Below are 15,544 nucleotides of genomic sequence, written 5' to 3'. Positions count from 1 at the left end.
CATGATGTGACTACGCCGCTTGTCAGTTGTGTCGATCGCGTGAAAAGCTCTGGCCCGTCGTCGAAGCAGCCCCCAACTCCCACGCGAAAAAGGTGAGTTGGGCGTTCTGTGACCTTGCACGTGAAGCAGTGGATGCAGGAGCCCCCCATGCCAGACCTGCCTACCCCCCAGGACGCCGCCGAGGCCGCGCTGTTCTCGGAATGCTGGGACGCCGTCCTGTCGTACGCCGATCTGTGCACCTCCGGCTCCGCCGCGGCCACCCAACTGGCCACCGAGGCCTTCACCCACGGCATCGACGAAGCGCGCTCGGCCACGGCCCGTACGAAGACCACCGGCCGCAGGAACCCCCGGCTGCCGCGGATCCCCCTGCTGCTGAACGCGGTCCGCACCACCGCCGCCGCCTGGGAGGCGCACGGCCAGGGGCACCGGCTCGACCCGGACCTCAGGCTGTGGCTCAACTCCGAGAAGGCCGCCCGCTACACGGGGCCGCCCCTGCACCGCCCGGTCGCGCTGCGCGGTCTGAAGGACCTCCAGGAACCCGACGCCGCCCTGCTGTGGCTGGTCGAGGTGGAGGCGCTGCCGCTGCCCGCGGTGGCCCGGCGGCTCGGCCTCGACCCGGTGGCCGCCGCCGAGGAACTCGGCCAGGTGCGGACGCTGTTCAGGGACCGGTGCCACCGCAACCACCTCGACACACCGATGGACGCCGACTGCCGCAGCTACGCCCGGCTCCTCGACGCGGTCACCCGCTCGCCGGGAGCCGAGACGCCCGAGGACCTCTCCCGGCACCTCGCCCGCTGTGTCGAGTGCGCGGAGGCCGCGGCCTGCCTGCGGCTGCACGGCGGCGGACTGCCCGCCGCGCTCGCCGGCGGGGTGATCGGCTGGGGCGGTCTCGCCTATCTGGAACGCAGGCGCCGCGCCGCCGAGGCGGGGCTGGCCGGGGGCCGTACGGACGCGGCCGCGGACACCGGACTCGCCGTGGTCAAGGAGGCCGCGCCCCGGATCGGCCGCACCGGACTGCTCGTCGCCGCCGTGATCGTCTCCGGACTCGCGCTCACCGTCTCCCTGATGCCCTTCGGTGCGAAGAACGACGGGGCCGTCTCCGCGTCCGGCGACGCGGCCGACGGCCGGCCGGTGGCCGACCCGGGCGTGTCGTCCCCGCCGGCGACGAAACGCGCCGAGGGTTCGCTCGTGTCGCCCGAACCGGTGGGCCTCAGCGCCGGCACCGGCGCCAAGTCCGGCCCCGAACCCCGGGGCACGGCCTCGTCCCCGGACCGGGCCACCCGTGCCGCGACCCCGGGGTCGAAGACCTCCCCGAAGCCGTCCGGCTCTCCGCAGGGCCCCGCGTCCTGCACGGTGAAGTACGACGTCGTCGACCAGTGGGCGGACGGCTTCCAGGTGAACGTCACCGTCACCTCCGCCGAGGCCCTCGACTCCTGGCAGGTCGGCTGGACCTTCGCCGACGGCCAGCGGATCACCCAGATGTGGGACGGCGTCCTCTCCCAGAGCGGCTCCCGGGTGACCGCCTCGGCCGAGCAGTACAACGGGTCGGTCGCGGCGGGCGGTTCCTTCACCTTCGGCTTCCTCGGCTCCTGGCACGACGGGAACGCTTCCCCGGCCACCTTCAGCCTCGACGGCGGCCGGTGCGCGAACGCTCATTGACCGTCCCGTACAGGCCTGTTGGTGCATGAAAGTGCACGCGAATTGACCGAGTCCGACCGGTTGGAGGGGGCGCGCCGCGAATCCGTGCCCGCCGTCGCGCGATGCGACCCCACGGGTGTGCCGCGTCGCTACACTCTCGCACTGGTACGCAGGCATCACGAGGCGCCATGAACGGGCGTGCGCCGCTTCCTGATGCACCGGGGGTGTCCATGAGTTGGCAGGTGGCGTTCGCGCCCGGCTGCGGCATCGACACGGCCGACGAGGACGAGATCAAGGACGCTCTCCTGGACGTCGCCGTCGGTGACGGCGAGTCCGAGGCGGCCTGCGCCCAGGAGGGGACCTGGCCGAAGAACGTCCGCACGGTCCGCGTCCTGCGCAGGCTCGCCGGCGGACGCAGCGGGTCGGAGGTCCTGGAGATCGAGGTGGCGCGGCCCGCCGCGACGTCCTTACAGGTCGCGAAGCTGATGCCCTACCCGGACGCGGTCAAGGAGTGGGCCGCCTACCGCGAACTGGCCACGACCCTCGACTCCACCCTGTTCGTGCCGATCGTCGCGGTGAGCGCCTCGGTGCGCGACCCGCAGCTCGCCACGACGTTCGACCGCCACGTCGTCATCTACTCCCACGTCCGCGACCGTGACCCCGACCCCGGAGGAGTCGTACGGTCCCTGGAGGACCTGTGGACGGAGGCGCTGCGGGACCCGCAGCGGTTCGAGGAAGCGGTCCCCGTGGTCTCCGCGTTCATGGGCACACTCACCCGCAAGCTCTACCGCGACCGGGTCCCCGGGGACGGTGACCTGACGGAGGAGAACGCGCGGCTGGGCTGCGATCTGTCGCTCACCGTGGACGACATCGGCGAGACCGCCGACGGGCTGGTGCCGCTGGTCGACGGCAACCCCGCCGAGGACGAGATGCGGGGCGACGTCCTGAAGTCGGGCCGCGTACTGCGCGCCTCGACCGCGCCGCCGGGTGCCGCCCGCTCCCTCGCCGTCGGCAACCGCGCCCGGCTGCGGCTGGACGAGGTCAAGGTGGCGGGGGTGACGGTCTCCGGGAAGTTCAAGTCCACCCGGGTACGCGTCGCCCTCACGGGCAAGGCGGTCGCCGGCAACAGGCCGTCACGTGAGATCAAGCCCGGTTCCGCTCTCGACGTCTTCGGACGGGTGGCGTCCGTACGGTCCGAGGAATGGTCGAAGCTGCTGGCGGACGCCTTCTCGGGCGGCACCGGGTTCCGCGAGGGAGAGGACAGCCTGGTCTACGAGGGGGTCGCCGCGGACCACCCCCTGAGACTGCTCCACGACACCCTCGACAGCGAGTCGGCCGAACGGACCCGCTCGGCCGTCCACGGAGACCTCAACCCGCGCAACATCCTCTTCTGCGGGCCGAATCCGTACCTCATCGACTTCGCCTCGTTCCGGACGGACGCCTACACCCTCTCCGACACCGCGTGGATGGAGGTCTGCGTCCTGCGGGACTGCGTGGCGAGCCTGCTGTCGTGGAAGGACCTGATCCGACTCCAGCGCTGTCTCGGCCTGTTGACGGTGGCGCTGCCGCTGTGGGGGCAGGAGGCCACCGACCGCGCCGAGCAGGATCTCGCGGCCCGCCACCGGGACACGGCCCCCGAACTCGCCCGCTGCCTCTCCCTGTTGTGGGCCCTGCGCCGCGGGGTCTGGCAGTGCGTGCCGGACGAGACCCGGGCCACGTTCCCGGCGCACTACTTCCAGCACCTCATGCTGGCGGCCTGCCGCACCTTCAAGTGGGAGGCCACCCCCGAGGACTTCCCCCGGGTGATCGCCGCGACCGCCGCGGCGGCCGTCGCGTGCGAGAGCCTGTCGCCGCGGTGCGGCGACCTGTTCGCCCGCTGGGGCGAGGCAGAGATGCGGACCGCGTGCGAGGTGCTGCTGGAACACGGCGACGGCGACGACTGGGGCAGCGGCGATCTGCTGTCGGCCGCGGTCCTCGCGGCCGACAAGGCCGGCAACCAGGAACAGATCGCCTCCTGGCGGGAGTCGGCCGCGCGGTGCCTGGCGGCCGGACCGCTCACCGAAGCCGTCTCGACCCTGCGACGCTGCTGCCAGGACGCGGACTGCCAGGACTCCCAGTGCGAGGGCGGACCGGACGCGGGCTTCGTCTACATCCCCCTCGAAGGCCACGCGCTCGCCCCCGGCGAACCGTTCGTCCAGCAGGGACAGGGCGCCCTGTCCGCCGCCTCCCGGGACAGCCTCGAACTCCTCGGCGCGCAGGAGGCCGTCGTCCTGCTCGGCGAGTCCGGCTCCGGAACGACCGTGGTGGCACGGCAGTTGCGCAAACAGCTGCTGACCTCGCGGGCGGCGGCCGGCCGGCCCACGGGAAGCGGCACGGCCGGCTGCCGGCTGCCGCTGCTCGTCAGCGCCCCGCGGCTCAGCCGGCTGCTGGCCGACGGGCTCCCGACCGCGGCGGTCCTGAGGGAGGCGTCGGGACTCGCGGACTCCCTGTCCGAGGAGCGGCTCGGCCGGCTGATGGCGCTCGGCGTCGTACACCTCACCGTGGACGGCCTGCACAAGGTCGACCCGCGCTGGCGCGGCGACGTCTTCCAGTGGCTCAAGGACCTGCGGATCGAGGCGCCCCATGTGAAGGTCGTGGTCTGCCAGCGCGGCCACAGCTACGATCCGCAGGCGCTGGGCTGGCCCGCCGTCGCCCTGCACAAGGTGCGCGAGGGCGCGGCGCGCCGCTTCCTGTCCGACGTGCTCCGCGCGCGGGCGCCGCACGACTGGGAGAAGAAGCTCGACCAGCTCCAGGAGAGACTCTTCCAGGACCCCGATTCGGCCGCCCTGCGTGACCTCGCGGGAAAACCGCAGTTCCTGTACATGCTGGTCGAGCACTTCGCCAAGACGGGCGACATACCCGCGAACCCCGGCGTGCTCGCCCACAAGTTCCTGTTGAGACAACTGCAGTCGAGCAACCACGCCACGGAGGTCGAGCGGAAGCTGAGGCTGCTGTGCGAACTCGTCACCCGGCTGGGCGACTCGGGGGCGCTCAGCAGACAGGAGGCCCTCGCAGTCCTCACGGACCGGGGCGACGGAGACGCGGAGGCCACGCTGAACTCACTGCTGACGACCAGCGTGATCAACGAGGAGTCGTCGCGCATCACCTTCTGCAATCCCCTCGTACAGGCCTACTGCGCCGCCTCCGTGCTCCAGCAGTACGCGGAGGACGAGGTGGACGAGGTGACGTCCCGGATCCTGAAGCACTCCTGGCGGGACGCGGCACAGATGCTCGTCGCCGACCCGCAGACCCGCCCGGAGGTCGTGGCCGCCGTCGTGGAGAAGGGCGCGGCCGCCAACTCCCTCTACGGGGCCATGCTGTTGCAGGCGGCCCCCGAGGACGCGGTGGGCGGCGCCCGCGACGAGTTCCTCCGGCGCCAGAAGGAGGTCCTGCACGCGGCGAACAGCGGCCTGCCCGCGTGGCGGCGCTCCGCCTACGCGCTGGCGAAGTACGGCTCCCAGTCCGCCCTCGACGTCCTGGAGGCCGCGGGACTCCAGCGCGACGGCGCCCCGGAAGCCGTCGAGGCCGCGCTCGACGGCCTGGTGATGATGCAGCAGTGGTTCGTCCCCACCGCGACCGCCCGCCTCGAAAAGGTCCTGATCCGGCTGCTCGACCCGCCCTCCGAGGTGTCCGTCGACGAACGCGTGGTGGCGCGCTCGGTCCGCTCCGTCCAGGTCACCGGCCTCAACAGCCTGGTCACGCACGTCCTGTCGCGGGTGGTCCCCGGCGCGGGCTGGCCCGTCGTCTCCCAGGCGTGGGAGGCCCTGCGGCACCTGAACATCCAGCCGACCCGCGCCCTGCGCCGTACGTACGGCGACGCCTGCGCGGGCCGGCTGAGACAGGTGGACGAGGCGCTGAGGACGACCGCCGGCACGGAGGCCGCGTCCGCCCTCAACGACGAGCGGATGGCCCTGCTCGAACTGCTCGCGGCGGAGGGGCGCATCGAGACCCTCCTCGCCTACCGCTTCCGCATGGGCCTGGCCGAACACCCCGGCTGGCGGCGGCTGTTGCGCACCGCGGCGCGTGAACAGCAGAAGCAGTCCCCGACCAACGTGCTGGCCGCCGCGGTGCTCGACGAGTACGAAGAGGGCTCACGGCCGGGCCCGGAACGCTGGCGGGCGCTGCTGCTCCGCGAGAACGAGCAGCTCTCGGTCATCGCCGGTCACCACATCCTCGCCGAGGGACTGCGGCTGGACGTCGCCGATCTGCGGCGGATACTCCAACGGCACTCACCCGCACGGCTGTCCCTGGTGGCGGCGGCGGTCTCCTGCCTCCCACCGGAGCAGCACGCGGCCCTGGACGACCTGCTGGAGCCGTTCCTCGCCTCCCTCACCTCCGAGTACGTCGACGCCGTCGCGAGTTTCGTCACCGCCGCGATCGCACTGGACCAGGGGACGGGACTGCGGCTCGCCCTGCGGGTGCACGACGTCATGGCCAAGCCCGGACTCGACCAGGACGCACTCCACTGGCCGTGGGCCATGACCTGGCGGCGGGCGCTTCCGCCGCGCGCCGAGATGCGGTTCTTCCTGCGCGAGCAGGAGTTCGACGCGGAGGCCCGGATCTCCCTCCTCGGCAGCGTCGACGTGCTGCTCGACGCCCCCTGCGTGCAGCCCGCCGCCCTGACCCCGCAGGAACAGCGTGAGCTGATGAAACTGGCACCCGCGAGCCCGGACGGAGTGGCCGCCCACCAGTTCGTCCTGCTGGCGGCCAGCGCGGGACTGCACCAGGCGCTGCCGTTCGCCCGGGAGGTCGCCGAGAGCGAGTACAACATCAACACGCTCATCACCCACTCGCACGGGCGGCACGGGGTCGTCGAGGTGACGCTCGCCGCGCACGCCGTCACGGCGATCGGCTACCTCGGCCGGCTGGCCCTGATGGAGGACTCCCTCGCGCTGATCGCGAAGGAGGCCGAGAGCACGCTGCGGATCATGGCCCAGGAGACCCTCTCGATGCACCCCAGCATGGAGCGGGCCCGGCTGATCGGCCTCGGCTACTGGGGCCACTGGGACGAACTGCTCGCCTCGCTCAAGGACGCGGACCCGGTCCTGCTGACCGCGGCGCGCAACGTGTTCGGCCAGTGGCTTCCCGGGCCCCGCGAGAACGGCACCGACGAGTACTTCGCCCTGATCGCCCAGTCCATCTCCCGCAAGCTGGACGCGGGCGACTGCACCGCCGCCGTCCAGGCCACGCTGACAGACATCCGCGACGGCATCGAGGACAGGTTGGGACGCTATGTGCTCTGAACGCAGCGCTTCACAGCCCCATTTCGCGCTTCGCCGCCTCCACGACCCGCCGCCGGCAGCGAGCCGCCTCCACCAGAGCCAGCTCCCGCTGCGGGCCGGCCGGAGCGTCCTGAGCGGCGCGCTGACTGCGCAGGAGCTGCTCGCCGACCTCAAGAACCCCCGTGGAGGCCAGCAGCCGCAGCCGCGTGAGCTGACTGCGCATCTCGGCGTAGTGCTCCTGGGACGTCCCGGCCCCGTTCGGCTGGTCGCCCGACAGGGCCTTGACCGTGTCGGAATGGGCCCAACTGGCCTCCAGGAAGGCCACGAACGCGTCCGTCAGCGCGTCGCGCGCCCATCTGCGCTGCTCACGCTGTCCTCCCACCACAGTGGTCACGACCAGCGTCGCCATGCTGGTCACCGCCGCCGCCCAGGCCGCCCACAGGCTCATGTCCCCCACGGCCTCATTCTCGCGCCTCCCGCTGAGTCGGGCACGGGGTATCGGACGTATCTGTCCGGCAGAGCACGAAGTTCAGCGCGAAATCTCCTTGGCCTAACCGGATACGGAGATGGACAGTCATGTCGGGAACGCAACACGCTGGACCCTCGCGCCGACGGGCCGAGGGTGTGCGCAGGGGGGCGCGGTCATGGGACTAGCTAGTTCGCGCGGCCCACTGGCCGCGGCCGCCGCCAGTTCCCTGCTCTCCGCCATGGCCGACGTCCTCAACCGGTCGCCGCACTTCGCGACACCCTCCAACCGCCAGGATCTCGTGCGCTACCTGGTGCGCACCCTGGAGGAACCATTCACCGGCAAGGACCTCGTCCCGGCGCGCTCCTTCGACCACTTCACGCACATCGTGAGCGAGTGCACCCGGCACAGCGAGGGCACCGACGTCCTGGCCGAAGCCGTGGCCTCACTGGACGGCGACCGCCGCACGGCCCTGGCGATGCGGCTGCTCGCCGACCAGTGGACGGCACGCGACCAGCTGACGGAGGACGACCTCAGCCTCCTCGACGGACTGCTCGGCCGGCTGAGCATCGAGCACGACGTCCGGGCCGTCGCCCGGGCCAGCATGCAGCCCGTCTCGGCGCCCCTGCCCGCCCACTGCACGGACGCGCGCAGCATCCTGCTCTATCTGCTGCGCCGCAACGCGCGGCCCGACGGACTGCCGCCGTTCCTGGCCTTCCTGGAGTTCCTCGCCGCGGCCGCGAAGGACCCGGTCACCACGTCCTTGCGGGAGTGGACCGAGCAACGGGCCCGCAGGCACGCCCTGCTGCCCGCGCTGCAATCGTGCCGGGCACGTGCCGAGGCCACACAGGTCGTTCCCTCCAAGGAGCGGCGGATGATGCTGGTCCTGCTCCCGGACGGCCTGGAGGACGACTACTTCGCCCTGCGCGTGTGGCACCAGGACGACGCCCAGCACCGCACACCCGCCCTGCGGGACAACGACGCCCGGGTGCGTGGCGCCGACCTGGAGCGCGCCATCCGCGGCCGGCTCCGTGAGGCGACCGGCAGCCGCGACAACGGCGCGCCCCTGACCATCGAGTTCTGGCTGCCGCTGTCCCTGATCAACCTGCCCGTCGACGACTGGTGCGTGCCGCGCGATCCGGCCGAGCCCGGTGACGTCCGGGTCGTCGTGCGCAGCCTCGACCGGATGCAGACCTCCGCCTCCCACCGCTCCTCCTGGCGCGAGCGCTGGACCCGGATGGTGGGCCCCGCCGCCGACAACGGCAAGGAGGACCAGCCCGGGGGACCGGCGGAACGGCGGCAGGAGGTGCCGTGCGTGCTCACCGCGCCACCGGACTGCGACGAGGGCCGGGTCCAGCTCCTGGAGGCGATCAACTCCGGTGTGCCCGTGGTGCTGTGGCACCGGCACGACTGCACGTCCACGGCGTTCCGGACCACGGTGGACGGCCTGCTGAGCCACGGTCCGGTCGCCGAACTGCCGGAGCGCATCGGCAGGATGCGGGTCGCGTACGGGATCGGTGAGGCGCAGTCGGACGTGGTGCGCGGCCTGACCCTCATGTGGGACGACCCCGACCGCTCCCTCCCCGCGCTCAACCCCCTGGTCGCACCGGACGAGGTAGCGGCGCCGTGACCCCGCCCGACGCCCGGGCGTGGCTGATCACGGCGGCCCCCACCCCGGCCACGCTCCCGGCCTGGCGGCACGGCCACCGCCATCTCTCGCGGCACGAGCCCGTGTTCGCCGAGGCCCCCGAGGGCTGGCCCGCGCCCCTGCCGACGCCGGCGGCGGAGACCTCCGCCGCCGCCCTGCACAGCCTCGTCCGGCTCCAGCCCGAGGCCGCCGGCCTCGTCGGACACATCGCCGACGCCTACACCGTCCCGGACGGGCCGCCCGGCCCGCGCGGCCCGGCCCGGACCCGTGGCGCCCGGTGGGAACTGGTCCTGGTCGTCGACACCGGGGTGTCCATGGCCGCCTGGTACCCGACCGTGAACGCCTTCGCCGCCGCCGTCCGCGATCTGCCGCTCTTCAGCGACACCCATGTCGTGAAACTGCGCACCCACCGGCCCGCGACCCCGTACGGCCTCTTCGACCGGGATCTGCTGAGCGCCATCGGCCTGGGGCCCGGCGGCTCGGGCGCGCGCAAGATGGTCCTCGTCCTGACGGACGGGGTGGGCGCGGCCTGGAACCGGCGGCTGCTGTGGCCCGACCTGCGGACCTGGGCGAGCAACCACACGGTGGCCATTCTCAACGTGCTGCCGCACTACGACTGGCACCTGTCCGGAATCCACACCCGCGCGCTCCGCCTGCGCACGGACGATCCCGGGTGCGCCAACAGCGCCCTGCTCGCGGAGCCGTCGAACGCCCCGTCCCTCCCCGACGCGTCCGAGCCCGCGCGGAACACGAGCCTCTACATCCCCGTGCTGGAGATACGCAAGCGGTGGGTGGACCAGTGGGTGCGCCTGCTGATGTCCCAGCGCCTTCCGGTTCACCAGCAGGTGCTGGAGATCCCCGCGGACGGCGCCGACGAGGCCGTCATCCCCGCCCCCGCGGCGGCCAGCGACCTGGAGGCCGACCCGGACCGGCGCATCGACGAGTTCCGTACGGCCGCCTCGAAGAACTCCTTCGCGCTGGCCGTGCATCTGGCGGCGGCACCGCTGAACCGGCACGTCATGCAGCTGATCGCCGCGACGATGCTGCCCGAGGCGGACTCGGGCGACCTCGCGGCGATCCTCACCAGCGGCCTGCTCACCACCGTCGACGGCATCCCCGAACACCACGACCCGGTCGACGCGGTGACGTTCGACTTCCTTCCGGGCATCCGGCAGAGGCTCCTGTCCCTCGGCGAGAAACGCACGACCCGCAAGGTCGCCGGCCTCCTCGACACCTACCTCGGCCCGCACGTTCCCGCCGTACGCGGGATCGCCCAGCGCATGCGAACGCCCGACCCGGCCGTCACGCCCGTACCCACGCACGGCAACCACCGGTACTCGCGCGTCGAACTGGCCCTGCTCACCGCGCTGTCCGGAGACTCCCCGGCGCACCGGGACGCGGCACAGGCCCTCCGGATCCAGCTGTCGGCCGTGCAGGCCGCCGAACCGGTGGTGAGATGAGCGGCCTCCCGGGGGAGCGGGCGCGGGCCCGCGCGGGCGGCCGGCCGAACGTTCCGGCACCGGGGAGACAAAACCGTTGGCGTCCCGCCGGGACGCGACGCTAGGCTTTCGCACGTACAGACGGTGGCCGCCGGGCCGCCGTCGTCGGACGAGCAGGACCGGGAGGTGTGACCGATGGCTGTCTTCGTGATGGGCGCTGCCCGCATCCAGAAGTGCATCAAGTCCACCCCCGTGGCCGCCGGCTGACCTTCCTCCTTCTTCGCGCCGCAGTGCGCGTCGCCGGGGCCGCCCTTGTGAAGGGTCTCCCTTGACTTCCAGCTCCGCTTTCCCGAACCCGTCCGTCTCCCTCGGGCTCTCCGCGCTCGTCCCGTACGGCTGGGACGACGCCTGGGCGGACGAGTTCGCCCCCTACGCCGCCGAAGGCTTCGTCGCCGGACGCGTGATCCGGGTCGACCGCGGTCAGTGCGACGTCGCCACCGCCGACGGCGTCATCCGCGCCGACACGGCCTTCGTGACCCCGCACGACCCGATGCGGGTCGTGTGCACCGGTGACTGGGTCGCCGTCGAACCCGCCGGCAACCCGCGTTATGTGAAGGCATATCTGCCGCGCCGTACGGCCTTCGTGCGCTCCACCTCCTCCAAGCGGTCCGAGGGGCAGATCCTCGCCGCCAACGTCGACCACGCCGTCGTGGCCGTCTCGCTCGCCGTCGAACTCGACCTGGGCCGCGTCGAACGCTTCCTCGCGCTGGCCTGGGAGTCCGGCGCCCAGCCCGTGGTCGTCCTCAGCAAGGCCGACCTGGTCCCGGAGGCCGCGACCCTCGCGCACCTCGTCCAGGACGTGGAGACCAGCGCGCCCGGGGTCCCCGTGCTCGCCGTCAGCTCCGCGACGGGCGAGGGCCTCGACGTCCTCGAAGCCGTGCTCGCCGGCGGCACCGCCGTCCTGCTCGGGCAGTCCGGAGCGGGCAAGTCGACCCTGGCCAACGCGCTGCTCGGCGAGGACGTCATGGACGTACGGGCGACCCGCGACATGGACGGCAAGGGCCGGCACACCACGACGACCCGCAATCTGCTCGCGCTGCCGGGCGGGGGTGTCCTCATCGACACGCCGGGGCTGCGCGGGGTCGGGCTCTGGGACGCCGAGAGCGGGGTCGGGCTGGTGTTCTCCGAGATCGAGGAGTTCGCCGCCGACTGCCGTTTCCAGGACTGCGCCCATGTCGCCGAACCCGGGTGCGCGGTGCTCGCGGCCGTCGACTCCGGCGAGCTGCCGGAGCGGCGGCTGGACAGCTACCGCAAGCTGCTCCGCGAGAACCAGCGGATCGTCGCCAAGACGGACGCGCGGGTACGGGCCGAGATCCGCCGTGACTGGAAGCGGAAGGGGGCGGAGGGCCGCGCGGCCATGGAGGCCAAGCGCGGCCGCTGGTAGCCGCGGGCCGCGGTGGTCGTGGGCGGGGGCGGTCGTGGGTCGTGGCGCCTCGGGTACGGGGTGGAGGGCGGGGGATCTCCTGAGTCTCCGCCCCGGCCCGGCCCCGGGTGCCGTGTCCGATTCCCGCCAGCCCCGGGGTGCGGGCGGGGCGACACTGGAGGGGTGAACGACGAGGACACCAGGTACGAGGCCGTACGGAGCCGGGACGCCCGGTTCGACGGGGAGTTCTTCTTCGCCGTGCGGACGACCGGGATCTACTGCCGCCCCAGCTGCCCCGCGGTGACGCCGAAGCGGCACAACGTGCGGTTCTACGCGACGGCCGCCGCCGCCCAGGGCTCGGGTTTCCGGGCCTGCCGCAGATGCCGTCCGGACGCGGTCCCGGGCTCGGCGGCCTGGAACGTACGGGCCGATGTCGTCGGCCGGGCCATGCGTCTGATCGGCGACGGAGTGGTGGACCGCGAGGGCGTCGGAGGCCTCGCGGCCCGGCTCGGCTACAGCACCCGCCAGGTCCAGCGGCAGCTCACCGCCGAGGTCGGCGCCGGCCCGGTCGCGCTCGCCAGGGCCCAGCGGGCGCACACCGCGCGGATCCTCCTCCAGACCACCGAACTCCCCGTCACCCAGGTCGCGTTCGCGGCCGGGTTCGCCAGCGTGCGCCAGTTCAACGACACGATCCGTACGGTCTACGCCGCGACGCCCAGCCAGGTGCGTGCCGCGGCGCCGCGCACCGGCCCGGCCGACCGGAGCGCCGCCACGCCCGCCGCCGGGGTCCCGCTCCGGCTCGCGTACCGGGGTCCCTACCAGTCCACCGACGTCTTCGACCTGCTGGCCGCGGAGGCGGTGCCGGGCGTCGAGGCCGTCGAGGGCGTCCGCGGCGAGCGCACGTACCGCAGGACGCTCCGGCTCCCGTACGGCACCGGGGTCGTGGGCGTCGAGGAGCGGTCGGCCACCGGCGCGGGCCGCCTGCGTACGGGTGGGACGGGCCGCGCCGGGCGGACACCCGGCCCCGGCGACGCCGCCCACCCCGGCGGCTGGCTGGACGCCCGGCTGCACCTCACCGATCTGCGGGACCTGACCACCGCCGTGCAGAGGCTGCGGCGGCTCTTCGACCTCGACGCCGATCCCTACGCCGTCGACGAGCGGCTCGGCGCGGACGCGCGGCTGGGGCCGCTGGTCGCGGCGCGTCCCGGCCTGCGGTCGCCGGGTGCCGCCGATCCCGACGAACTGGCCGTACGCGCGCTCGTCGGGGAGGCGGAGGCCGAGCGGCTGGTACGGCGGTACGGGAAGACGCTGGACGCCGGATGCGGGACGCTCACCCGGCTCTTCCCCGAGGCCGCCGTGCTCGCGGAGGCCGAGCCCGGCGGCCCGCTCGGCGCGCTGACCGCGGCCCTCGCGGAAGGCTCCCTGCGGCTCGACCCGGGCGCGGACCGAGAGGAGGCCAGGGCGGCGCTCCTGGCACTGCCCGGACTCGGCGAGGACACCGCGGCCGTCATCCTCACCCGGGCCCTCGGCGACCCGGACGTGGCACCGCCGGACGTGGACGCCCCGGACACCTGGAGACCATGGCGCTCGTACGCCGTCCGGCATCTGAGGGCGGCGGGAGGGGAAGTGTCCGCGCGGGTCCTCGCGGGTCCCGTTCGGGCGCGTCCGACGGTGTGATGATGTGATGCCGGCCGGGTCGGGCGGGGAATCGATCGCCCATGCCCCGCGCGATCGTGTTCCGGCGTCTTCTCGTCCCCCTGGCGGCCGCCCTGGTCCTGACCTCGGTGGGTGCGATCGCCGAAGCGCGGCCCGCGTCCGGCCCGAGCCGCCCGCTCCCGACCCGCGCCGCGCCCCGGTCGGCCGTTACGGGGATGGCTGCGCCCCGGACGGCCGTGACCCGCGCGGCCGCGCCCCGGTCGGCCGCGCCCCGGTCGGCCGTTACCCCGGCGCCCGTGACCCCGGCGGCCGCGCCCCGGTCGGCCGTGACCAGGACGGCCGCGACCCGGGCCGGAGCCTGGACCGGGACCTGGACCGGGACCTGGGAGGCCGCGGCCTCCGGTACGGCGCCCGCGCTGCCCGGCGCCACCATCCGCAATGTCGTGCACACCAGCGTCGGCGGCCCGGCCGCCCGCGTCCGTCTCTCCAACCGCCTCGGCACCGCACCCCTCCGGCTCGGTTCCGTGACACTGGCACTGCAACGTCCGGGCGAACCGGACAGCCCCCGGGCCGTGGCCGGCTCCGTGCGCGCCCTCACCTTCGCGGGCGCCGCGTCGGTCACCGTCCCCGCCGGCCGCGACCTGGTCAGCGACCCCGTCGCCCTGCCCGTCCCCGCCGACGCCAACCTGCTGGTCTCCGTCCACACCCCGGCCGATTCGGGCCCGGCGACCTACCACCGCTCGGCGCTCCAGCCCGGCTTCGTCGCCCCCGCCGGGGACCGCACCGCCGAGGAGGGCGGCGCCGGCTACACCGTCACCGTCGGCAGCTGGTACTACGTGACCGGCGTCGACGTCCTCGGCACCGCCCCGGCCGCCGGCAGCGTCGTCGCCCTCGGCGACTCGATCACCGACGGCACCGGCTCCTCACCCGGCGCCAACCACCGCTGGCCCGACTTCCTCGCCGCCCGGCTGCGCGGGCTGCCCGCGCACCGCAGGCCCGGCGTCCTCAACGCGGGCATCTCCGGGAACCGGCTCCTGCTCGACGGGGTGGGCCCCAGTGCGCCGAGCAGGCTGGACGCCGACGTCTTCTCCCGCGCGGGCGTCCGCACCCTGATCGTGCTGGAGGGCATCAACGACATCAAGGGAACCCCGGAGCAGAGCGACCCGCGCGCCCTGGAGGACGCGTACCGGCTCGTCGTGCGCCGCGCCCACGCCCACGGCATCAGGGTCGTCGGCGGCACCATCACCCCGTACGGCGGTCATGGCGCGTACACCCCGGCCCGGGAAGCCGTACGGCAGGCCGTCAACACCGCCATCCGCACCCACCGGATCTTCGACGCCGTCGCCGACCTCGACGCGGCCGTCCGCGACCCGGCCCGCCCGGACCGGATCCTGCCCGCCTACGACCCCGGAGACCATCTGCACTTCGACGACGCCGGCATGCGCGCCCTGGCCGCGGCGATCGACCTGCGCTCCCTGCTGACACCGCCCGCCGCGGGGCACAGGCCCTAGCCCCAGATGACCGCTCCCAGCCACGCGCCCATGATCAGCAGGCAGGCGAAGAGCTCCGTGAGCACGCTCCAGCCGCCCGCCCGCATCGCGGTGCGCACCGAGGCCTTCGCCGGGCCGTGGCCGCCCAGGCGCAGCCGCTCGCAGAGGTAGATCCCGCCGATGAAACCGGGCACGGCGCCGACCACCGGGACCAGGAAGAAGCCGAGGAACGCCCCGGCACCCGCGTACACCGCCATCCGGGTGGTGGCGCCGCTCTCGCGCAGCCGCCGGGGCGGCAGCATCCAGCGGACGGCCCGGGAGAGCAGCAGGACCGCGGTCGAGGCCACCAGCACGGCCCAGGACAGCGTCCGTGGAAAGCTCAGCGCCCACCACAGCACCGCGGCCCAGACGAGCCACGAACCCGGCAGACCGGGCACCAGTACTCCGACCAGGCCGAGCAGAATCACCACGCCGACCAGCAGGAGTTCCCACACTCCCATCTGCCCAGCCTGCCCGAGCCGAC

9 protein-coding genes are annotated in these 15,544 nt (G+C 73.6%); 7 read left to right on the top strand and 2 right to left on the bottom strand.

Features of this window, described 5'->3' with window-relative positions; genetic code table 11:
* The first annotated feature begins 147 nt into the window (after positions 1-147).
* Together ACFWI4_RS16265 and ACFWI4_RS16260 are read left to right on the top strand one after the other, a co-directional pair.
* Positions 148-1,659: a cellulose binding domain-containing protein gene (locus ACFWI4_RS16265; protein WP_387196133.1), complete on the top strand. Its 1,512-nt coding sequence runs from the start codon at positions 148-150 to the stop codon at positions 1,657-1,659.
* Between the two features lie 209 nt (positions 1,660-1,868).
* The gene (locus tag ACFWI4_RS16260) at positions 1,869-6,920 is read left to right on the top strand and encodes a hypothetical protein (RefSeq protein WP_387196130.1); all 5,052 of its coding nucleotides are present in this window, start codon (positions 1,869-1,871) and stop codon (positions 6,918-6,920) included.
* Between the two features lie 10 nt (positions 6,921-6,930).
* Here the strand turns inward: ACFWI4_RS16260 and ACFWI4_RS16255 are convergent, their stop codons facing one another.
* The gene (locus ACFWI4_RS16255; RefSeq protein ID WP_387196127.1) at positions 6,931-7,356 is read right to left on the bottom strand and encodes a hypothetical protein; all 426 of its coding nucleotides are present in this window, start codon (positions 7,354-7,356) and stop codon (positions 6,931-6,933) included.
* Between the two features lie 187 nt (positions 7,357-7,543).
* Between ACFWI4_RS16255 and ACFWI4_RS16250 the strand changes: the two genes are divergently transcribed.
* The 5 genes from ACFWI4_RS16250 (at position 7,544) to ACFWI4_RS16230 (ending at position 15,042) form a co-directional block, all read left to right on the top strand.
* On the top strand, positions 7,544-8,995 hold the full coding sequence (locus ACFWI4_RS16250) for a hypothetical protein (protein WP_387196124.1): 1,452 nt from the start codon (positions 7,544-7,546) through the stop codon (positions 8,993-8,995).
* Positions 8,992-10,473 carry an SAV_2336 N-terminal domain-related protein gene (locus ACFWI4_RS16245; protein ID WP_387196121.1) on the top strand — a complete coding sequence of 494 codons (1,482 nt, stop codon included), beginning with the start codon at positions 8,992-8,994 and terminating at the stop codon, positions 10,471-10,473. Before ACFWI4_RS16250 ends, ACFWI4_RS16245 begins: the two co-directional genes overlap by 4 nt.
* 307 nt (positions 10,474-10,780) lie before the next feature.
* A complete protein-coding gene (rsgA, locus tag ACFWI4_RS16240) occupies positions 10,781-11,896 on the top strand; it encodes a ribosome small subunit-dependent GTPase A (RefSeq protein ID WP_387196118.1) in 1,116 nt (371 codons plus the stop codon).
* Positions 11,897-12,058: 162 nt separating this feature from the next.
* Positions 12,059-13,552 (top strand): DNA-3-methyladenine glycosylase 2 family protein, encoded by a 1,494-nt coding sequence (locus ACFWI4_RS16235; RefSeq protein WP_387196115.1) that lies wholly within the window; start codon positions 12,059-12,061, stop codon positions 13,550-13,552.
* 194 nt (positions 13,553-13,746) lie between these two features.
* Positions 13,747-15,042 (top strand): SGNH/GDSL hydrolase family protein, encoded by a 1,296-nt coding sequence (locus ACFWI4_RS16230; protein WP_387196264.1) that lies wholly within the window; start codon positions 13,747-13,749, stop codon positions 15,040-15,042.
* Here ACFWI4_RS16230 and ACFWI4_RS16225 read toward each other — a convergent pair.
* The gene (locus tag ACFWI4_RS16225) at positions 15,039-15,521 is read right to left on the bottom strand and encodes a DUF456 domain-containing protein (protein ID WP_385394568.1); all 483 of its coding nucleotides are present in this window, start codon (positions 15,519-15,521) and stop codon (positions 15,039-15,041) included. The genes ACFWI4_RS16230 and ACFWI4_RS16225 overlap by 4 nt on opposite strands.
* Positions 15,522-15,544 lie beyond the last annotated feature (23 nt).

It is taken from the genome of Streptomyces sp. NPDC127038, assembly GCF_042725875.1.
Taxonomy (GTDB): Bacteria; Actinomycetota; Actinomycetes; order Streptomycetales; family Streptomycetaceae; genus Streptomyces.
The sequence above is the reverse complement of the archived record's forward strand: the minus strand, read 5'-3'. Positions and strand labels throughout refer to the sequence as shown.